Below are 20,757 nucleotides of genomic sequence, written 5' to 3'. Positions count from 1 at the left end.
TTTTTAATTAACTTAAAATCCTAGTTAATAATTTAGTTTGTTTTTGGCTAAAAATAAAATAGTATACTTGTATTGGGGATAGCAAAGAACTAATGCTTAAACAAATAATATTACTTAATATAATACCATTTAATCCCATGTCCAAATATTTTCCAAAATAAATAGCTAGCGGAATATTTAAAACACCCTGGACTACAGTAGAATACATACCTAAATTAATCTTACCAATACCTCCTAACACATAACTAAAAATATTATTCCAAACCGATATTACGGTATAAATTCCAATTAACAAGGTTAAAGTTTGGGACACCTCGATGGCATCTCCTAACCAAACTCGTTTCAGTAATGGGAAAAAACAAATAACGATACCTATAAAAAAAACGAAAGGAATCATTAGTTTACATAATAAGCTTACCTTAGACCGAATCCATTTTAAATCCCCTTTAGTATATGCCTCTGTATAAGATGAATACATAGGAACCAAAACCATATTAACCAACATCCCTATATTATTAAAAATCAAAAAGGGTACATTATAAATTGAAACATACTTTGGTCCTAACAATTGGGTAATAATAATATTGTCTGTAGAGAATATTACTATACCAATAATTTGAATTACAAAAAACTTTATCCCTAATGATAATAATTCCCGAATCCTTGCCTTATTAAAAAACTTTATTTGAGGCGACAAATTCCTATACTCATTGTAAAATACTATCGAAACAAAACTAATCATAAAGATTAGACATAGTGTATAAACCAATGAGGTTCCTAGAAGATTTGAAGAGGCATCTGGGAAAAAAAAATAAATGATAAATATAAAAAATAAAGAGGTCATTAAAGGTGCAATAGAAGTCAATGAACTTCTTTGTACTGAATACATGACCTGATTTAATAAAGAAAGTACGAAAAACAATACCATTGAAATAACAAAAATCATGACTACCCATCGGGATTCTGCTTCCGAAATAACTTCAGTATTAAAGAAATGATTCCATTCAAATAAAAAAAACACTGGCAACAACAGCACTACTAAAGTCACCGCTATAGAAGCCATTAAAAAATATGCTGTAGATACATATTCTTTAGCCTCCTTCTGCCTATTAGCAGACAAGGCCTCTGTTAATTTTATACGCAATCCATTTCCAATACCTATATCCATCAACGAAACCCATTGTACCGTCGATAGTAATAATGCCCAAATACCATACTTTTCTTGCCCTAACTTTTTTAATAATAGTGGAACCATTAAAAATCCAATAATTATACTTAAAGCTTTAAAAGAAACCGATGAAAAAATTTGTCTCAAAATATTTGAATCACGAGCTTGATCATTAACTTTATGTACCTCAATTTTATTGAGCTTAAACAAACTAAACATATTCTTTGTCATTATTTCTAGAAATCTTCATAGATTATAGTATCCTCAGGCATATATAATTGATCCGAATAAGCCAATAAAATAAAATCACTAGCTCCCCTATTTATAAAAATATGTCCAATATGATTAGGGACATAGATAGTCTGAGGATGACTTGAAGATAAATAAATAGTTTGTTTCTCTCCTGTCAGAATATCAACCATTTTTAATTCACACTCACCTGTAATTAAAGTAAACCATTCATTAGCTTTTACATGATAATGTCCTCCTTTTGATTCACCATATGAAGCATTAGTTAAATAAACTTCACCTGTATAAGTCGGTAAATTATATTCTAATCCATTGATTACCTTCAAAAACCAACCTCTTGAATCTTCAATTTTTTTTCTCTCAATAATTTCAATCTTAGACAACAATCCCATTTATTTTATTTTTTGTATGATTCGATAGTCAATTTTAATCCTTCACTAAGACTAAATTTTGGATTCCAACCCAAACTTTGAAATTTGGAAATATCAGCATCTGAACACAATAATTCATTTTCTCTCATCGGAATTTTACCAAACAACAAGTTAGAATTGCTACCTGAAACATCTTTAATAGTTTCCACGATTCTTCTGATAGTAAATACCTCTCCCGAACCCAATGGCAAAATATTAAAACCGCTAAATTTATTTATATTATTTATTAAGCATAGATAAGCACTTATAACATCATCAATAAAAATAAAATCCCTTAATTGAGTACCTTCAGTAAGTTCAATATCTAGCATATTATTCTTCATCCTATAAATCATGGATGAAATAAATTTTGAATCATCATCATCGGGGCCATAAAAATGTTCAAGTAAGATGTTTAATGTTATAATCTTTGAAGAAAAAAACTGGAGACATTCCGAAAATTGATTTTTAAACAACGAATATTGGTTTGTTAGGTAAGGTAATGAAGTCCCTGTGTTAATAAAATATTTAACATTATGTTCAATTCCATATTTTAACAATAACAAAGGAAAATCTAAATTAGCTTCTTTGATTTGAAAAATTGATTCATTTTTTCTCCCGTACAATGTTGCAAAATGAATAATCATATCTACATCATTTTCTTTAAACATTTTATCAAGACTTACCTCATCAGTATTATAAAACTTAATATTTTTACACAAACTACTAATTTTTAAAATATCTGACGTTTCCCTTTTAACAACACATATGCTAGATTTAACTTCTAATATTTTTTCTAAAAATTTAAATCCAAGATATCCAGTGGCACCTGTAATTACTACACTCTTAGTCATTCAAAAAACTTTTTATTTGATTAATAGTAAAGTTTCCTATACTATTTTTATTTAAATTGAATTCGTTATACCAATCCATAGTCATTTTAACAGCTTGATGCGCATTATATTTGGGACTCCACCTTAATTCGGTAATCGCTTTACTAATATCTAATTTTAATAACCCAGCTTCGTGAGGCTGTTCCTCTATTTGTTCTATTATATATTGACCTTTTCCCAAACTTTCAACGGCCAATTTTAACATTTCTTCAACTGGAAGTGCGTCAGCTAAATTTGGTCCAAAATTATAAGCACAACCAAACTTTACAGAATCTATCGATAAATTAGCACCAAGCTGTAAATAACCAATCACTGGCTCCAAGACATGTTGCCAAGGCCGTATAGATTTTGGGTTTCGTATTACAACTGGTTTTTCAATGGCAAACGCTTTAGCGATGTCAGGAATTAATCTATCTTTCGACCAATCGCCCCCACCTATTACATTACCGGCACGAGCGACGGCAATACCTTTTTTGTGAGTATTGTAATTATTACTATTAAAAAAAGAATTACGATAGGAATCGATTATCAGTTCGGTACAGGCTTTACTAGCACTATAAGGATCAAATCCTCCTAATCGATCATTTTCTCGATAAGGATACAACCATTCATTGTTATAATAAACCTTATCGGTCGTAATTAAAACCACTGAACATGATTTATCAAGAAGTCGCACAGCATCCAAAACATTGGCAGTACCAATTGCGTTTATTTCAAAAGTTTCTGCAGGAATCTCGTAAGACAAACGTACTAGTGGCTGAGCTGCCAAATGAAAGATAAAATCAGGTTGGAAATCTAGTATTTCTTTTTCTAATCTCTTTTTTTCACGTAAATCAGCAATAACGGAATCACATAAATTATCTCCATCAATTAGATAATACAAATCATTAGGAGTTGATGGTCCAAGAGCATACCCCTTAACCACTGCCCCCAATAAAGACAATGTTTTAAGCATCCAAGAACCTTTAAAACCAGTATGCCCAGTAAGAAAGACTTTTTTACCTTGATAAGTACTTTTTAAAATTTCAAAAGAAGAATCTACCATGTTTTCCATTTCGCATTTCCAGAGTTCCACATTTCCTCCAATTCGTGACGATCTCTTAGCGCATCCATACACTTCCAAAAACCCTCATGTTTAAAAGCAGCCAATTGATTATCTTTAGCTATAGTCGCTAAAGGTCCTTTTTCCCATTGCACATTCTCCACATCATAATCCAAGTACTGAAAAATTCCTGGTTCTAACACAAAAAAACCACCATTAATCCACATACCATCTCCCACCGGCTTCTCCTCAAAACGCCCAACTTCTCCAAATTCATTGATGTCCAAATTTCCAAATCGTCCAGGAACCTGCACACTAGTCAAAGTAATCAATCGTCCATGTGAACGATGAAAAGTTAGCAATTGTGTCAAATCGATATCTGAAACACCATCGCCATAAGTCAACATAAAAGTTTCTCCTTGTACATATTTCTGAATACGCTTTAATCGTCCTGCAGTATTGGTATGCAAACCGGTATCTATTAAAGTCACTTTAAAGGATTCTGTCTCCGAGTAATGCACATTTATATTATTATTGGCTAATTCGATTGTAACATCAGAATTATGCAAATAATAATTATAAAAATATTCTTTTATATAAGTAGCCTTATATCCAAGACAAATAATGAACTCGTTGTAACCATGTCGTTCGTACATTTTTAAAATATGCCATAAAATAGGTTTTCCTCCAATTTCAACCATTGGCTTTGGTCTTGCCTCTGTTTCTTCCATTAAGCGAGTCCCAAAACCACCTGCAAAAATTACTACTTTCATTATTTTATATAATTATTATGGTTATTATATTTCAACACTAACATTATTTGCCAAAGGCTAATTACAACAAAGTAAAAATTCATTTTCAGCTAAATACTTAATTTTTTTTTATCCCGGCTTTTTGAAACATAAAGTGACTATATCTTCAGTTTCTTTTTTAACCTCCTGAACTTTTATCATATAATTTTTCATTTAAATATTTAAGCAAAATTATTTAAGTACTTCTTTAAATATTCTCTTAAAAATTAAAAAGAACACAACTAAAAAACCTGCTAAAATCCCTCCTAATAAAATACCTTTCGCTTTCCCAAAACGCTCTTTCGGTAGTGGCAAAATTGGTCTATCAATTACTTGAATCAAAGGGGTTTCTTTACGCAATGTAACTTTTGCTAATTCAGCCTGTTTCACCAACTCCGTCAAAATAGCCGTATTCGCCTGCACATCGACCTGTCTCCTAGCCGAAGGAGTCCTACGCACATTAAGCGCAGGGTTCAGATTAAAAGTATTGTCATTAGCGACAGCAACTCCGGTAATAGCACCATTAAGTTCAGCACGGATGGAATCAACCTGATGTTCCAAAATTTCCATGTTCATGCGGGCCTTTTTGCTTTTGGTCTCAACATAAAATTTTCCAACTTGTCTCGCTAATGCTTCACAAAACCGAAGAGAGAACAATTCATCAGTTGAAGAGACATCCATCGATATAATCGCAATCTTTTTATCTTTTTGCCCCACAGACAAAGAAGTCTGAGATAAATTTTGATAAATCACTCCCAAAATGCTATCATGCTCCCTTGTAAAATACTTCCGTTTAGTCTCGGGCAAAAATTGAATATCCTTAAATTTAGGGTTATTGTTCCATTTTTCCCTCCACTTATTATTTTGAATATACATTTCAGCCAAAGAAATCACTTTCCCGTTTACTGCAACAGGTGTCATCAAAGTTTGCTCCACCATCGTACGGGACTTGAACAATTCGGTCAAATTCGAACCGGAAAATATACTTCCTCCACCGCCACCAACATCAATCCCAAACGAACTGGCCAACCCAAGAGCACCACCCATTCCTCCTGATTTTTCATCTTCCAATGCAAATGTTAAGGTTGCCGTATATATTGGTTTCTTTGTAAAAGAATAAGCTAACCCCAAAACAGCTCCAATTACTCCAGCCAATACAATGATTTTCCATTGGCTCAATAAATAAGCATACCATTCTTTCCCTTTTTCAATAAGTTCCTTTAACGAAATTTCGTCGTTTGCTATTCCTTTATTTTGTTCCATAAATAACTATAGACCTTCTTTTATTTTATATATTTAGAATACTTAACCTCAAACTTCTCATTACAACGTATAATTCATAACTCACTTCTCTCCCTACTTAAACGAAGTAACAATCAACAATGCCAAACTGGTAATCACACTTCCAATACTTACCCATTCACCAGTAGTCATTTTCTTTGTCTCAGGTTTTTCTGGCACTACAATTTGAGAACCAGGTTCAACTTTTGGACTAGACCTAATCAATAAAAACCTGCGAGTTACTGCGGCCTCTCCATTTGGATAAATAACATATGCTTTATTTCTCCATCCTTTGGCATCCAAACCTCCAACAGCATCAAGGTAATAATTAAATCCTCTGCCTTTTTTATAAGGAATCTCTGATGTCAAAAGAACGTTTCCAGCAACTTTTACAGTCTCGTTGAAAGCCGAAACCTCGATTTCATCTCCAGGCTGTAAAGTTATATTTGCATTTCCATTTTGATTTCTGACAACTTTTTCCCAATCAACAGGAATAGTGGCATACTTCAAGTCTTCTTTTAATTTCTTTTTCAATTTATTTTGGATACTATCTTTCTTGCCTAAATTTAAATTTATATTTTCCAATTCTTCAATTTGAGCTTTTTTAATAGGCCTCTTTATTTTTACCCCATTCAAACTTGCCAATGATGTAAGACCGCCAGCCCTTTGAATAACATTATAAATCTTCTCTTTTTTATTAGCCAAAACATACTTCCCAGGATAGGAAACCGACCCGGATATAGTTACCATCTCTGGTTTCTCAACAACTGCCATTCGCCTGATATTAATGACATCAAAAGGTTTCAGTACAAAATTAATCGATTGTTCATTCGAATACGGAGTGATTTCAATATTAAACAATTCAACTTTGTTCGGATTAGAATCATCTATATCTTCAGCCTTAATCATTCTAGCTATTTCAACACGCTTGGATGCTGAACCCGTCAAACCGCCCGCAGTAATAATTAAATCATTCAAAGTTAAATTATCCTGATAATCATAAACATCTGGTTTCTTTACTTCACCGTCAATCGTCACTTTGTATTCTTCCTTAAAATCCAAAATAGAATACACAGTTAATATATCTTCTTTTTTTAAAGCAACATCAGCATTCAAATCCCCTACAATTGCTTTAGATAAATCAACATTAACAATCTCAGTCGTCAAATCTTCTTTTAAACGAATGATTCTAGCTCTTTTAAGATAAGCATCTTCTTTCAATCCTTCAGCCTGACGAATCAAATCTGAAACTCTCATTCCTTGATAAAAAGAATAGGTATCTGGTCTGAATACTGCACCATTAATAATGATACGGTTTTCAAAACGATTTAAAATTTTGGAGATACGAAACACATCTCCATTTAAAGGCAGATAACTGTCATATTGAGCAGCTTGTATATCAGCTACTTTAAATTCTTTTCCCGTTTTTTGCAAAACATTTACCGAAGCTGTATAAGCAAATTCATTGAATCCGGATGCAAAATTCAAAAGATCTGAAAAATGCTCACCCTTTTTCATTTCAAAAATACCCGGACGCTTTGCTTCTCCCTCAACGGTAACCCTATTAGTATAAGCCGGAATACGAATAACATCATTATCCTTTAAACCAACATTATCTGATTGATTTCCATTAACCAAAAACCGATAAATATCAATATTTTTAAATACTTTATTATTACGGATCAGCTCAATATTTCTGTAACTTGCATTTTTCCCTGGGCCACCACCCAAAAACAAAGCATTATATACAGTTGCTAAAGATGAAACTGAATAATTTCCTGGCTGCTTACTCCCAATAATAGTAATTTTTATGGTACGAATACGGCTTAAACTCACTTCTACCTGCGATTGACCAGAACGAACAGTACTATATACTCTTGAAATAGCTCCTTTAATTTTTTGAGTTGCGGTCTCAATAGTCATTCCCGATACCGAAATCTGGCCTACGTATTGAATAGCAACTTTACCCTCAACAGATACTGAAACATTATCGTTAAACTCCTGAACTCCATTTACGCTAATTTGCAGTTCATCTCCAGGACCTAAAATATAATTGACAGGTGTGGCCAATTTCAAATTAGGCTGGAAATTCAATGTAGGGTTATCAAATAATTCAGATCCAAACACTAGCGAATTCAAACTATCCTTAACCTTTTTATTTTCAATTTTTTCTTGTTTCCGTTCAATAACATCGCTATTATCCTCTTCATCTTCCAGATCTGAATCTTTTGATTTTTTCTTAGTCGTTGTTTTTTTATCAACTGCACTTTTAGAAGTTTCGGTAAAAGCTAAACGCTTTTTTAATTTGGCAAATTCTGCAGGATCCATTCCTTTGGACAAAGCCATCGATTCTACTTGATCTATAGTTAGATTATTTGTTTGCAATTGTGATTTTATTTTTGCAATATCACTATCCGATAAGTAATCAACCTTTACAGTACTCAAGTCGCTTCCTTTTAGAATATCCTGAGCTAATATAGTGTTAGTCTGAAAAAGAGCTATAAGAAAGAGAATTACGGTAATTAGTTTTTTCATTGTTGCTATTAAATTAATTAAATGAAATTATTATCTCATTCAAATTATATTATTTATACTTCTTGTGGTTTTACAGTATCTATATATGATTTCAAAAATAGTTTATCAAAAAATTATTTTATCTTATTCGCAAACGTTTTTTTCATGGCTTCGCCATTGTGAATCCCATTTTATGGATCCACATTAACATTTCATAAGAATTTTGCAAATTTATAGTAAAAAAAAAGATTTATCTCATCTTTTAATTATTGTTTTGAAACTTTAATCTTATTAATAATAAATTAAATTACATAATTTACAATCTGTTTTAAATAAGTGTTTTAAAACAAAAAAATAGATAAACTATTTTTTTTCAACTTTAAGAATACATCCTAAAGATTCTAAAATAAGTATATAATGATTCTGTTTTACCTCTTGAACAATTGCTGATTGTGCCAAAAAAGGACCTGATTCTAATACAATACTATCTCCCTTTTGCCATTTATCAACCACTAATTCGAATGTATCAGGCACATTCAACCAATCTTGAATAATTTGAATTTCTTTTTCCTTTACGACTGCTGGCTTCCCAAGCCAAAACAAATACCGAACAGCACCTGAAATTTCAAAAATAACATTCCGATTCTTTTCATCAACTTGTACAAAAATATACGAATTAAACAGTGGTACTTGTATTTTCTTTTTACGATCCGACCATTGGCTTATTTTAGTAATTAAAGGACAATAGGCAGTAATCCCAATTTCATTTAAACGTTCCGCAACTTTTCTTTCCCACTTGGGTTTGGTATAAACTACGTACCAGTTCATTTTTTTCTATTTTAATGCAAAAATTAAGTTCCTTAAATTTAAAACTATTATGAATATTGTTTATCATAATACGAAGCATAAGCTCCAGAGGTTACATTATTTAGCCAATCTTGGTTATTCAAATACCAGTCAATTGTACTTTCTAATCCTTGTTCAAATGTCACAGATGGCTTCCATCCTAATTGAGTGTTTATTTTTGAAGCATCAATAGCGTAACGTAAATCATGTCCTGGTCTGTCTTTCACATATGTAATTAATTGAGCAGATTCCCCATCTGCTTTTCCTAATTTTTGATCCATAATCTGGCACAAAACTTTTACTAAATCGATATTCTTCCATTCATTAAACCCTCCAATATTATAAGTTTCATGATTTTTTCCATCATGAAACACTAAATCGATGGCTACAGCATGATCTTTTACAAACAGCCAGTCTCTTGTATAATTTCCATCTCCATAAACAGGTAATGGCTTATTATTGATAATATTATTAATAAACAATGGAATTAATTTTTCTGGAAAATGATAAGGTCCATAATTATTAGAACAATTTGTAATTACATAAGGTAAGCCATAGGTTTCACCATAAGCCCGTACAAAGTGATCTGAACTTGCTTTAGATGCAGAATAAGGCGAATTAGGGTCGTAGGAAGTAGTTTCAGTAAACAATCCTTCAGCGCCAAGCGAGCCATAAACTTCATCGGTACTTACATGGTAAAAACGTTTTCCTTCGGAATTTCCTAACCATATTTTTTTGGCTGCATTTAATAAATTCATAGTTCCAATCACATTGGTTTTTACAAAAGCCAAAGGATCTTCAATAGAACGATCAACATGTGACTCTGCTGCCAGATGAATCACTCCATCAAACAATTGTTCCTGAAACAAATTAAAAATAAAATTTTCATCGGTAATATCTCCTTTTACAAAAGTGTAATTAGATTCATTTTCGATATCCTTGATGTTTTCTAAGTTTCCAGCATAGGTTAAAGCGTCCAAATTAAAAATTTGATAATTTGGATAGTTATTCACAAAACGTCTTACGACATGTGAACCAATAAAACCAGCACCTCCAGTAATAAGTATCTTTTTCATCATTTTATGTTTTTAATTTATGTCTTTTTTAGCTTATCATAATCTACCATCAACATCATCAGCCAAAACCCCCTTAACATCATAAAGCACACTTTTCTTACTTCTAAGTGAATTGATATTTAAATCTAAAAACTCCACATGAGCAACACCTAAAACTATAGCATCAAAAACTGCATCAGGCTTTTCATTTATAGTCTTTAGTCCATATTCGTGATTCACTTCATCTGAATTTGCCCAAGGATCAAAAATAGTAACTTGAATTCCATAATCTTCTAATGCTTTTATCACATCTACAATCTTAGTATTCCTAACATCTGGACAATTTTCTTTGAATGTAATACCTAACATCAGTAAACTGGCACCATTGATTGAAATACCACTTTTAATCATTAGTTTTACAACCTGCGAAGCAACATATTCACCCATACTGTCATTCAAACGACGGCCTGCCAATATAATTTCAGGATGATACCCTTTTTCTTGGGCTTTTTGTGCTAAATAATATGGATCTACACCAATACAATGCCCTCCAACTAAACCTGGTTTAAAAGGTAAAAAATTCCATTTTGTACCAGCAGCTTTAAGTACAGCTGTAGTATCGATATTCAAAAGATTGAATATTTTTGCCAATTCATTGACAAAAGCGATGTTAATATCTCTTTGTGAATTCTCAATTACCTTAGCGGCTTCTGCAACTTTTATTGAAGGAGCAAGATGAGTTCCGGCAATGATTACTGATTTATATAATTGATCTACTTTTAATCCAATTTCTGGTGTAGAACCTGAAGTAATTTTTAATATTTTATCAACAGTATGCTCTTTATCTCCTGGATTAATCCGCTCAGGAGAATATCCCGCAAAAAAATCAACATTAAATTGTAATCCTGAAATTTTCTCTAAAACCGGAACACATTCCTCTTCAGTAACACCCGGATATACAGTAGATTCATAAATAACAATATCTCCTTTTTTTAAAACAGAACCAACTGTTTCACTTGACTTATACAAAGGGGTTAAATCAGGGCGATTATTTTTATCAACCGGCGTAGGTACTGTAACAATAAAATAATTACAGTCAGCAATATCTTTTACTTCAGAAGAACAAAATAGTCCAGTTTTATGATCCCTATTTTGAACTAACACACTTTGTAACGTTTCACTATCAACCTCTAGAGTATTATCTACTCCCGATTGTAATGCTTTAACTCTTGAAACGTTAATATCAAAACCTACAACTGAAAATTGTGTAGCAAACAATCGAGCCAAAGGCAAACCAACATAACCCAAACCTATTACTGCAATTTTTATGTCTTTATTCAACTTCTTAATATATTGTTGGCTTTTAAATTCCAATTATAAAATTCAAAGAATAACATTTTTAACAATCAAAATGCAATCCTACTCTATATCGGGTCGGCAAAGATACTAAAAATAAACAAGCAATTTTGCCAAAAAAACAGCTTTAAAACCAAAATAAGGATTTCCACCGACTAAAAGCATAAGCATCTAATAATCAGCAAAAATCTATTTTTTAAAATTATAAATAAAAGTAAAAAATCACTGTTTTTAGTGACTCCCTTTGTTATAAAAAAAATTGCTTTTAAGTTGCATTTTACTACAAATTAGAAAATTAAGAGCCGATAGCCTGATAAGCAAATCCAATTCTTTCCAAATCTGCTTTATTCAATATATTTCTTCCGTCAAAAACAAAAGCTGGTTTTTGCATACTGTCATATATTTTTTGCCAGTCGTAATTCATAAATTCATCCCATTCTGTAAGTACAGCAATAGCATGAGCATTTTCACAAGACTCATACGGATTATCAAAACTAATAACACTCTTTAAATTTTCTTCTGAACTCCTGGTTCCTAAATAATTTAAATCAGCTAATACCTTCTCTCTTTTTACCTTAGGATCATAAACAGCAATTTTAGCTTTTTCATTAATCAAATCATCAGCTATGTATATTGCCGCAGACTCCCTAGTATCATTAGTGTCCTTTTTAAACGCCCAGCCTAAAAATGTGATTTTTTTATCCGCAACTGTGTTATAAAGTGTCTGCACAATATTATTTGAAAAACGACGCTTTTGATGATCATTTATAATAATGACCTGCTCCCAATAATCGGCTACTTCATTTAATCCGTATGATTTTGCGATATAAACTAAATTTAATATGTCTTTTTGAAAACATGAACCGCCAAATCCTACAGAAGCTTTAAGAAATTTAGGTCCAATTCGACTATCCATTCCAATCGCTCTAGCAACTTCATTAACATCGGCTCCTGTTTTTTCACATAATTCAGACATTGCATTGATAGACGATATTCTTTGAGCCAAAAAAGCATTTGCAGTCAACTTTGACAATTCTGATGACCAAACATTGGTAGTCAATATTTTTTCAGGATCTACCCAATTCAAATAAACATCAACCAAAGCTTGAATCGCTTCTTCTCCCTCAGCCGAAACATCTCCACCTATTAATATCCTGTCAGGATTCAACAAATCCTCAACAGCTGTTCCCTCTGCCAAAAACTCAGGATTAGAAAGTATTTGAAACTGAACTCCATTGCCTGTTGTATCAAGAATACTTTTAATAGCCTCGGCAGTGCGTACTGGCAAAGTTGATTTTTCAACTACTATTTTATTGTCTTTAGCTACTTTTGCAATTTGTCTTGCGCACAATTCAATATATTTCAAATCAGCCGCCATTCCTTTTCCTTTACCATACGTTTTTGTAGGTGTATTCACGGATATAAAAATGATTTGAGCTTCATCTATTGCTTTATCAACTTCCGTTGAAAAAAACAGATTTCTTCCTCTGGCTTCAGCAACAATAGCATCCAAACCAGGTTCATAAATCGGAATATTATCTGTGTTTTCATCATTCCATGCAGCAATCCTTTCCAAATTCAAATCCACCACTGTCACTTGGATGTGAGGACATTTTTGCGCAATAACAGCCATAGTTGGACCACCAACATATCCAGCTCCAATGCAGCAAATTTTTGTAATTTTCATATTGTCAATCTTTATCTTCTATTCTTTATTTCTACTAAGATTCTCCCAATACCAGCTTACCGATTCCTTCAATCCTTCCTGCAGAGAAAATTTAGGATTATATCCTAAAATTGATTTAGCTTTATCAATACTTGCTAATGAATGCGGAATGTCTCCAGCTCTATTAGGACCGTATTCAATTTCTATTTTTGCAATCTCAGAATCATACTCCGCTAAAAAAAATTTTAAATAACCAACCAAATCATTCAAAGTATTGCGATCACCATAAGCCGTATTATAGACAGTATTTATCGCTTCTGGATTCTCTGTAGTCATAGCCAGCTCATTCATTTGAATCACATTATCAATATAAGTAAAATCCCGTGAATAATTTCCGTCACCATTTATTTTGGGACTTTCATGATTCATCAATTGCATAACAAATTTTGGAATTACTGCTGCATAAGCCCCATTAGGATCTTGTTTTCTTCCAAATACATTAAAATAACGCAAGCCAATAGTTTCTAATCCATAAGTTCTGCTAAAAATTTCAGCATACAGCTCGTTTACATATTTTGTTATAGCGTATGGAGAAAGAGGCTTCCCTATTACCTCTTCTACTTTTGGCAAACCTATAGAATCTCCATATGTTGAAGAACTTGCTGCATAAACAAATCGTTTAACATTTGCATCTCTTGCGGCAACTAACATATTCAAAAAACCAGAAACATTAACATCATTTGTTGTTATCGGATCATTTATTGATCTTGGAACGGAGCCTAAAGCCGCCTGATGCAATACATAATCAGCCCCTTGCACTGCTTTATGGCATGTATCTAAATTCCGTATATCTCCTTCTATTAAAGAGAAGTTTTCATTATTAAGAAAAGCTGTCAAATTATATTGATGACCTGTAGCAAAATTATCTAAACAGACTACATTATATTTTTTGTCCAAAAAATATTCGCATAGATTAGACCCAATAAATCCTGCTCCTCCAGTAATTAGAATTGTTTTTCTACTATTTCCAGTCATCACATAATATTTTAATTGTAGGCTATTTCTTTTTCTTAATTACAATTTTCTCCATTAAACTTTTTTTCTTCTCAACTTCATGATATCCACTTGAATAGCTACTATTGCCGTAGCCGTAGCCATAGCCGTAACCATACCCTCCTCCATACTTAGCTTTATTTTCAAATCCATTCAAAATGATGCTCGTATTATGGAGTTCTCCACGGCTTATTCTATTATTCAGTAATGTTATCATCTCTTTTTTTGTGAAATTCTGCCTTACAATATACAAGGTAACATCACAATACTGTGTCAGCTCAAGTGAATCGGCCACCAAACCAATTGGAGGTGTATCAAGAATAATGTAATCATACTTGCTTTTAAGCTCGTCCATTAATTCTTTCATCCCATCATTCAAAATTAACTCAGACGGATTAGGAGGAATTGGCCCAGACAATATCACATCTAGAAATGGAACTGAAGTTGGATATATAATTTCACTCAAAGTTTTATCTTTAATTAAATAATTCACAACACCCACAGAATTATCTAAACTAAATTCATCAAACAGCTTTGGTTTTCTCAAATCCATCCCAACAATTACAGTCTTTTTTTCACTTAAAGCAAATACTGTTGCAATATTTATAGAACAAAAAGTTTTTCCTTCACCACTAATTGATGATGTAATCATGAGAGTTTTTGCTCCTTCTACATTATTTTTTTTGTACAAAAACTGAAGAGATGACCGAATGGCCCTAAAGGATTCCGATAATGGTGATTTTGGTTTGTCAAAAACAGCTAAATTATTTTTATCCGGATCAACCCCAACAATACCAATTAACGGAATAGATGTCAATTTACTTACATCCTCAGGATTATAAATAGTATTATTGACAAAAAAAAGAATTGTAATTACCAGTAACGGCAACAGTAATCCCATAAATAATGCCAAAATGTAATTCACTCCTGTTTTTGGACCTATTAGTCCTCCTCCAACATCTTTTGCAGGATCGATAAAATGAATGTCTGATAAATTCGCAGCTTTAACAATATCTGCTTCACTTCTTTTTTGTAAAAAAGTACTATAGATATTATCATTCAAATCATATTTTCTTTTTATCTTAATTAATTCCTGCTGATCATCCGGAAGACTCTTGATTTTACTTTCTGTCTCATTAATTTTACTTTCAACAATTGCCAGATCATACTGCAAAGAAGCTTTGGCTGTATTAATATTTTCTAATAAAACATTCTTAACAGCTTCCATTTGATTATCAAAATCCCTGAAAATTTTTTCACTTTTTACGGCATAAGCCATTTCCGATCTTTGAGTCGAAAGTGCTATCAATTTGGACACATTCACAGCAATATTAGGATCTTCAATTCCCGCCACCGAAGGAGCAGGAAGTTTTGAATAATCAACACTGTTTTTTAAATATGCTTTTAAAGAATTATAATATGTTATTTTTCTGTTTACAGCATCTTTCTCAACATCAAAATCAAGAATTTTATCAGAAAACTTAGCTCCGCCTCCACCTTCGATCTCAAAAATATTTTTATCTTTTCTAAAAGATTTTAGTTCATCACCAGTTTTTCTTAGCTGTGACTCCATTGCCACAAGCGTGCTGTCAATAAAATTAATAGTATTAGTTGCAAACAGATTTTTATTATCCAGCTGTCTTTTCATAAGCATCTTAACAGTAGAATTAAGATACTCAACCATTCTGGCTTTATTGGTTCCCTGCATTCCCAAGGTGATTATTGAACTACCCTTGTCATCTGCTCTAACATTCAGATTTCTGTAATTCGCAACAGTTCCATCAAAATCATTAAATCGAACAAAATATTCATTTCCTTTATACAGCCCTGGATTTTCATTTATCTGCAGTTTCCAATTTAAAAATGGCAAGGATACTTGTTCGCCAACTTTGTACTTTTTAATAAACTCTCCTTCAGCAACAGAAGTATTAGCATAACTATTATCCGAATAATGAATTATTGAAACTGAAGGTCCTTCAAAAAGTATTTTTATTTGATATTCATTTTCACTAATAAACTTTATTCCGATTAGAGTTCCTGCTAATTGCCCTTGCTTTTTATCAATATCTACATGAAATGGAACTGCACCATAAGCATCAAGAAGATTATACTTCCCTTGTACCAAATAGTCAATATAAAACTGTAATTTATCCACAACTAGCTCATTATGAGAACGAGACTGTAACGTGGTTAAAATAGTTTGAATCTGATCAGAAGCACCTCCCCAATTAAAAACTAAATTTGTGCTTGAGGTAAAAAGAGGATTGGTTTCTTCTTTTGCAGAGATTAAAGTTTCAATACTATAAATTTTTTCTTTACGTATATTAATCTGATAAGCAACCATTAAGGCTAAAACAACGGATACTAAAAACCATTTCCAATAACTTAGTATTTTAAGTAAAAAACCCTTAAAATCAAAACTTGGAACATTTTCAAAAACTGCAAAATCTTTAATATCTAACATATTTGGGGAATTGTTTTTATTTTTTAAGCAATAAATAAGTGGTAGAAACTAAAGACAAGAGCGTAATAATCGTTGTCAAAGATTGAATTCCCGTACTACCTGTTCCCCATGTTTTTTGCTTGAGCGGTTTTACATAAATATAGTCATTTGGCTGTAAAAAATAATAGGGCGAATTCATTACATTGATATTAGTCAAATCAAGGTCTTTCATTTCGGTACCATTGGGAGTCTGCCTAATAATCGTTACAGCTTTCCTGTCACCAGTTGTACTAATATCTCCAGCATTGGCGATAGCTTCCATTATATTTACTTTTTCCTGAAACAAAGTTTTAGTCCCTGTACTTCCTACCTCGCCATTTATTGTATAACGAAAACCTGCTAATTTTACTACCACAAAAATACTGGCATTATCTTTAAAATATTCGGCTAATAATTGTTTTTCAATACTAATACGCACTTCTTCCAAAGTAAATCCCATCACATTCATCTCTCCCAAAACAGGAATTCTAATATTACCATGATCATCTACTGTAAAACCGTCAAAATACAACCCTGACTCTGACTGATCTAACGCTGAACCATCTGCAGTTGGATTAAAAATAGTTACTAATTTAGGATCCGAAGCTTTGATACTAATCCTCAGCACATCATGAGTCTGCAGACGATATGGCTTAGACTCCACCATTGCAATCGCATTTTCATTTGAAGAATTGTCCTTTTTTTGAAGGTAGACCAAATCTTTTACTGGTATACATGATGTAAAAAATACACTGATAAATAAAAAAATATAGACTAAGTGCTTGTTCATTCGTATTTATTTAATAACAAATATAGTTTTTAGATTACTATTTAAAAAGGGACGATACTTAATAAACAGTTTAATTGATTTTCAATGATTTTTCAAATGGCACTCTTTGCAGTATACTTCTGCCAAGGGTAACTTCATCGGCGTATTCTAATTCGTCTCCAACAGCAATTCCTCTTGCAATTGTAGAAACTATTATCTCTAAATCAGCTATTTGTTTATAGATATAAAAATTGGTTGTATCCCCTTCCATTGTAGAACTTAGAGCAAAAATAATCTCTTTAATTTGCCCTAATTTAGCCTTTTCTACCAATGAACTGATAGTAAGCTGACTAGGTCCGACTCCATCTATTGGTGAAATTTTACCTCCTAAAACATGATAAATCCCTCTAAACTGTCCTGTGTTTTCGATGGCCATTACATCACGAATATCTTCTACCACACATATAATATGATGATTACGGCTTGAATTAGTACAAATTTCACAAACTTCTTTATCCGATATATTATGACAGCTTTTGCAATATTTAATTTCCTCACGCATTGTAACCAGCGCTTGAGCTAAAAAAACTGTTTGTTCTTTTGGCTGCTTTAAAATATGCAAAACCAATCGCAAAGCAGTTCTTTTACCAATTCCAGGCAATTGAGCCATTTCATTAACCGCTTTTTCTATTAATTTTGAAGAAAATTCCATGGGTACAAAAGTAAGCAATTTGACAAACCATCATTTAAAAATTAAACCTATTTTAAAGACAATAGCCAACTTTAAAACAAATAAATTTTTATTTTTTCGAAAAAAGCAGATCGTTTCAAAATATCACATCACTATAATTTATGCCATTTGATTTCTACTTTCAGATAGAAACAAATCCAATTAATATTTATTTAATGTCAGTAAAACTAATGTACAGGCTGCTTCAAATTTAATATTGTTTAATTCCAAAAGCTGATAAAACTCTGGGTTTTCAGTCCCTGGGTTAAACAACACGCGTTTAGGACTAGCCTCTACAATATAATTATAATAATCTTTTTGTCGTGAAGGATTTATATAAAGTGAAATAGTATCAATATTTTTGACCGGAATTGCTTTCGTATTTATTTTTACACCAGCAACTTCCCCTGCATTCTGCCCTACTGCAAGAACAGAATGTCCTTTAGCAACAAGCATATTAACTGCTTTAAAAGCGGCCCTTTCAGGCTTTGTAGTTGCTCCAATAATTAATGTTTTTTTATTTTTTATCATTGTAAATCTTTATGAAGTGCAAAAGTAAGCAAAAACAAGTAAGCACTAACTAAATAGTTGTTTTAAACCCGTATTCAGCATTAGAATTTTGAAGCTCTAAGGAACTGCAGCTAAAAACACTATCGATTTGAAATTTCATAATTAGCACCCCCTTTTACTGAAATAAACAATAATCTAACCCTTATTTAAACTTAATTATAGAGAAAATTGTAATTTTACAATCAAAAATCAATACTGAATGGATTTATTTATTTACCTATTTGTTGCTTTATTTTCTGTATTAAACCCTATTGGAACCGTTCCAATTTTTGTCGGCCTTACTCAAGACGATTCTAAACAGGAATGCTCAAGAATTTCACTATGGACTTCAATAAATGTATTTTTAATTCTTATAATTTCATTTTTTATAGGAAAATATGTTTTAAGCTTTTTTGGAATTAGTATTGATTCTCTAAGGATTGCAGGAGGATTAATTATCGTAAGCTCTGGATTTTCTTTGCTTTCGGGTAAATTCAATAAAAAGCGCGGTATCAATAAAAAGATAGAAACCGATGCTCAAAAAAGAAATGATATTGCATTGACACCGCTAGCAATTCCAATGCTTGCTGGTCCTGGGTCAATATCTCTATTAATTGCTTTTTATCAGGAACATCACAAAACGAACGAACTTATAATTGCCTCTCTAGCTATATTAGCAATCGCAATTGCTATTTTTATTATTTTAAGAAGCGCTCACTATTTAGCTCAAATACTTGGAGCTTCCGGAATTGTTGCCATTTCAAGAATTGTTGGTTTTATTGTTGTAGCTATCGGTATTCAATACATAGTCAGTGCACTAATCAATATCATTAAAAGTAATTTGATGTGATGGCACAAAAAATCCCAAATTCTAAAGTGCTGGAATTTGGGATTTAATTTTTTGAATTGTATTTATTATTCTCTCGGCAAAAAAATCTCAGCCATCATACAGCGTGCGCTTCCTCCGCCACAAGCTTCAATTGTATCTAAATTTGAACTCAAAATTGTAACATGCTCTTCTAACTGGACAACTTGTTTTTTGGTCAGACTCTGATGAGCCGAAGCGCTCATTACTAAATATCTTCTGTCATCAGCTCCTTTTACTTCGAGCATATTGCCTGCAAAATTATTCACTTGCTCTTCAGTAATCAGAATTATTTCTTTTTCATCCCCTTTCAAACTGTCAAGAACCATTTTTCGTTCTTTTTTATCATCAATAGAATCAGCGCAGATAACAGCAAATGTATCTCCTATGCACATCATGACATTAGTATGGTAAATCAGTTTTCGCTCGTTATTAACCGTTTGAAAAGCTTCAAAAATTACAGGTGTAAATTCAAAATCTTCACAAAATTCAATAAATAACTCTTCATCTGCTCTTGGAGAAAGAGCACAATATGCTTTGCCGTTTTCTCTATCTAATAATAAACTTCCTGTTCCTTCCAGAAAAAAACCATCTTCTTCTGCAGAAGTATAATCCATAATATTATTAATTATAAATCCTTTTTCTTCTAGAATATCCAGAATATCTTCACGGCGTTCCTGACGGCGGTTCTCAGCAAACATCGGATAAAGTGCTACGTCTCCATTCTCATGAAAAGAAATCCAATTATTTGGAAAAATACTGTCCGGAGTATCTGCATTTTCTACATCATCTACCACTGTTACGTCTACCCCAACTGAGCGAAGCTTGTCAACAAAAACATCAAATTCCTGTTGCGCTTTTGCATTTACTGTTGCCGGCAAAAGACCATCTAAAACTTTTTGATAATAATTATTCACTGCCGTTTGCTCGTTCATACGAAAAGCAACTGGCCGAATCATCAAAATGGAGTTTGTTGTTTGTGTCATATTCTTATTTTTTATAGTTTGAAAATGTATTGTCTAAAGTTAAACAATATAA

The 20,757-nt window shown here is 32.2% G+C and carries 18 protein-coding genes; 1 reads left to right on the top strand and 17 read right to left on the bottom strand.

Annotation, left to right across the window (positions count from 1 at the left end; genetic code table 11):
- Positions 1-7: 7 nt before the first annotated feature.
- The 16 genes from OZP07_RS04035 to OZP07_RS03960 all read right to left on the bottom strand — a co-directional run bounded on the left by OZP07_RS04035 (position 8) and on the right by OZP07_RS03960 (position 18,833).
- Complete coding sequence (locus tag OZP07_RS04035) at positions 8-1,399, bottom strand: lipopolysaccharide biosynthesis protein (protein ID WP_281637367.1); 1,392 nt, start codon at positions 1,397-1,399, stop codon at positions 8-10.
- 5 nt (positions 1,400-1,404) lie between these two features.
- Complete coding sequence (locus tag OZP07_RS04030) at positions 1,405-1,809, bottom strand: polysaccharide biosynthesis C-terminal domain-containing protein (protein ID WP_281637366.1); 405 nt, start codon at positions 1,807-1,809, stop codon at positions 1,405-1,407.
- Positions 1,810-1,814: 5 nt separating this feature from the next.
- Positions 1,815-2,681 carry an NAD-dependent epimerase/dehydratase family protein gene (locus OZP07_RS04025; RefSeq protein WP_281637365.1) on the bottom strand — a complete coding sequence of 289 codons (867 nt, stop codon included), beginning with the start codon at positions 2,679-2,681 and terminating at the stop codon, positions 1,815-1,817.
- Entirely contained in the window at positions 2,674-3,774 is a 1,101-nt protein-coding gene (rfbG, locus tag OZP07_RS04020) for a CDP-glucose 4,6-dehydratase (RefSeq protein ID WP_281637364.1), read from the bottom strand. Before rfbG ends, OZP07_RS04025 begins: the two co-directional genes overlap by 8 nt.
- Positions 3,759-4,535 carry a glucose-1-phosphate cytidylyltransferase gene (gene rfbF, locus OZP07_RS04015; protein ID WP_281637363.1) on the bottom strand — a complete coding sequence of 259 codons (777 nt, stop codon included), beginning with the start codon at positions 4,533-4,535 and terminating at the stop codon, positions 3,759-3,761. The genes rfbG and rfbF overlap by 16 nt, the downstream gene beginning before the upstream one ends.
- 210 nt (positions 4,536-4,745) lie before the next feature.
- Positions 4,746-5,816 (bottom strand): Wzz/FepE/Etk N-terminal domain-containing protein, encoded by a 1,071-nt coding sequence (locus OZP07_RS04010; RefSeq protein WP_281637362.1) that lies wholly within the window; start codon positions 5,814-5,816, stop codon positions 4,746-4,748.
- A 93-nt stretch (positions 5,817-5,909) separates the two neighbouring features.
- Positions 5,910-8,369, bottom strand: a complete 2,460-nt coding sequence (locus OZP07_RS04005; RefSeq protein ID WP_281637361.1) for an SLBB domain-containing protein — start codon at positions 8,367-8,369, stop codon at positions 5,910-5,912.
- A 342-nt stretch (positions 8,370-8,711) separates the two neighbouring features.
- Positions 8,712-9,176 (bottom strand): UpxY family transcription antiterminator, encoded by a 465-nt coding sequence (locus OZP07_RS04000; protein ID WP_194639980.1) that lies wholly within the window; start codon positions 9,174-9,176, stop codon positions 8,712-8,714.
- A gap of 47 nt (positions 9,177-9,223) precedes the next feature.
- On the bottom strand, positions 9,224-10,270 hold the full coding sequence (gene rfbB, locus OZP07_RS03995) for a dTDP-glucose 4,6-dehydratase (RefSeq protein WP_281637360.1): 1,047 nt from the start codon (positions 10,268-10,270) through the stop codon (positions 9,224-9,226).
- A gap of 36 nt (positions 10,271-10,306) precedes the next feature.
- Positions 10,307-11,623, bottom strand: coding sequence for a nucleotide sugar dehydrogenase (locus OZP07_RS03990; protein ID WP_432419545.1), 1,317 nt, complete (start codon positions 11,621-11,623; stop codon positions 10,307-10,309).
- A 277-nt stretch (positions 11,624-11,900) separates the two neighbouring features.
- A complete protein-coding gene (locus tag OZP07_RS03985) occupies positions 11,901-13,292 on the bottom strand; it encodes a UDP-glucose 6-dehydrogenase (RefSeq protein ID WP_281637359.1) in 1,392 nt (463 codons plus the stop codon).
- A gap of 18 nt (positions 13,293-13,310) precedes the next feature.
- Positions 13,311-14,306, bottom strand: coding sequence for an SDR family oxidoreductase (locus OZP07_RS03980; protein WP_194639963.1), 996 nt, complete (start codon positions 14,304-14,306; stop codon positions 13,311-13,313).
- Positions 14,307-14,328: 22 nt separating this feature from the next.
- Positions 14,329-16,788 (bottom strand): polysaccharide biosynthesis tyrosine autokinase, encoded by a 2,460-nt coding sequence (locus tag OZP07_RS03975; RefSeq protein WP_281637358.1) that lies wholly within the window; start codon positions 16,786-16,788, stop codon positions 14,329-14,331.
- A 16-nt stretch (positions 16,789-16,804) separates the two neighbouring features.
- Positions 16,805-17,596: a polysaccharide biosynthesis/export family protein gene (locus tag OZP07_RS03970; RefSeq protein ID WP_194639958.1), complete on the bottom strand. Its 792-nt coding sequence runs from the start codon at positions 17,594-17,596 to the stop codon at positions 16,805-16,807.
- A gap of 70 nt (positions 17,597-17,666) precedes the next feature.
- Positions 17,667-18,287 carry a recombination mediator RecR gene (gene recR, locus OZP07_RS03965; protein WP_281637357.1) on the bottom strand — a complete coding sequence of 207 codons (621 nt, stop codon included), beginning with the start codon at positions 18,285-18,287 and terminating at the stop codon, positions 17,667-17,669.
- 180 nt (positions 18,288-18,467) lie between these two features.
- On the bottom strand, positions 18,468-18,833 hold the full coding sequence (locus tag OZP07_RS03960; RefSeq protein ID WP_194640172.1) for a CoA-binding protein: 366 nt from the start codon (positions 18,831-18,833) through the stop codon (positions 18,468-18,470).
- 241 nt (positions 18,834-19,074) lie between these two features.
- On the opposite strand from OZP07_RS03960, the gene OZP07_RS03955 reads away from it, so the two are divergent.
- The gene (locus tag OZP07_RS03955; protein ID WP_194639954.1) at positions 19,075-19,704 is read left to right on the top strand and encodes a MarC family NAAT transporter; all 630 of its coding nucleotides are present in this window, start codon (positions 19,075-19,077) and stop codon (positions 19,702-19,704) included.
- A 65-nt stretch (positions 19,705-19,769) separates the two neighbouring features.
- Here OZP07_RS03955 and ctlX read toward each other — a convergent pair whose 3' ends face one another.
- Positions 19,770-20,705 carry a citrulline utilization hydrolase CtlX gene (gene ctlX, locus OZP07_RS03950; protein ID WP_281637356.1) on the bottom strand — a complete coding sequence of 312 codons (936 nt, stop codon included), beginning with the start codon at positions 20,703-20,705 and terminating at the stop codon, positions 19,770-19,772.
- Positions 20,706-20,757: the final 52 nt, after the last annotated feature.

The sequence above is a fragment of the Flavobacterium marginilacus genome (assembly GCF_026870155.1).
Taxonomy (GTDB): Bacteria; Bacteroidota; Bacteroidia; order Flavobacteriales; family Flavobacteriaceae; genus Flavobacterium; species Flavobacterium marginilacus.
The sequence above is the reverse complement of the archived record's forward strand: the minus strand, read 5'-3'. Positions and strand labels throughout refer to the sequence as shown.

Excerpts from the sequence above, each read along its gene's own strand:
- OZP07_RS04035 (WP_281637367.1), bottom strand. The coding sequence starts at position 1,399 with ATGACAAAGAATATGTTTAGTTTGTTTAAGCTCAATAAAATTGAGGTA.
- OZP07_RS03970 (WP_194639958.1), bottom strand. The coding sequence starts at position 17,596 with ATGAACAAGCACTTAGTCTATATTTTTTTATTTATCAGTGTATTTTTT.
- rfbG (WP_281637364.1), bottom strand. The coding sequence starts at position 3,774 with ATGGAAAACATGGTAGATTCTTCTTTTGAAATTTTAAAAAGTACTTAT.
- OZP07_RS03975 (WP_281637358.1), bottom strand. The coding sequence starts at position 16,788 with ATGTTAGATATTAAAGATTTTGCAGTTTTTGAAAATGTTCCAAGTTTT.
- OZP07_RS04000 (WP_194639980.1), bottom strand. The coding sequence starts at position 9,176 with ATGAACTGGTACGTAGTTTATACCAAACCCAAGTGGGAAAGAAAAGTT.
- rfbB (WP_281637360.1), bottom strand. The coding sequence starts at position 10,270 with ATGAAAAAGATACTTATTACTGGAGGTGCTGGTTTTATTGGTTCACAT.
- OZP07_RS03985 (WP_281637359.1), bottom strand. The coding sequence starts at position 13,292 with ATGAAAATTACAAAAATTTGCTGCATTGGAGCTGGATATGTTGGTGGT.
- OZP07_RS04025 (WP_281637365.1), bottom strand. The coding sequence starts at position 2,681 with ATGACTAAGAGTGTAGTAATTACAGGTGCCACTGGATATCTTGGATTT.
- OZP07_RS03955 (WP_194639954.1), top strand. The coding sequence starts at position 19,075 with ATGGATTTATTTATTTACCTATTTGTTGCTTTATTTTCTGTATTAAAC.
- ctlX (WP_281637356.1), bottom strand. The coding sequence starts at position 20,705 with ATGACACAAACAACAAACTCCATTTTGATGATTCGGCCAGTTGCTTTT.
- OZP07_RS04005 (WP_281637361.1), bottom strand. The coding sequence starts at position 8,369 with ATGAAAAAACTAATTACCGTAATTCTCTTTCTTATAGCTCTTTTTCAG.
- recR (WP_281637357.1), bottom strand. The coding sequence starts at position 18,287 with ATGGAATTTTCTTCAAAATTAATAGAAAAAGCGGTTAATGAAATGGCT.
- rfbF (WP_281637363.1), bottom strand. The coding sequence starts at position 4,535 with ATGAAAGTAGTAATTTTTGCAGGTGGTTTTGGGACTCGCTTAATGGAA.
- OZP07_RS03980 (WP_194639963.1), bottom strand. The coding sequence starts at position 14,306 with ATGACTGGAAATAGTAGAAAAACAATTCTAATTACTGGAGGAGCAGGA.
- OZP07_RS04030 (WP_281637366.1), bottom strand. The coding sequence starts at position 1,809 with ATGGGATTGTTGTCTAAGATTGAAATTATTGAGAGAAAAAAAATTGAA.
- OZP07_RS04010 (WP_281637362.1), bottom strand. The coding sequence starts at position 5,816 with ATGGAACAAAATAAAGGAATAGCAAACGACGAAATTTCGTTAAAGGAA.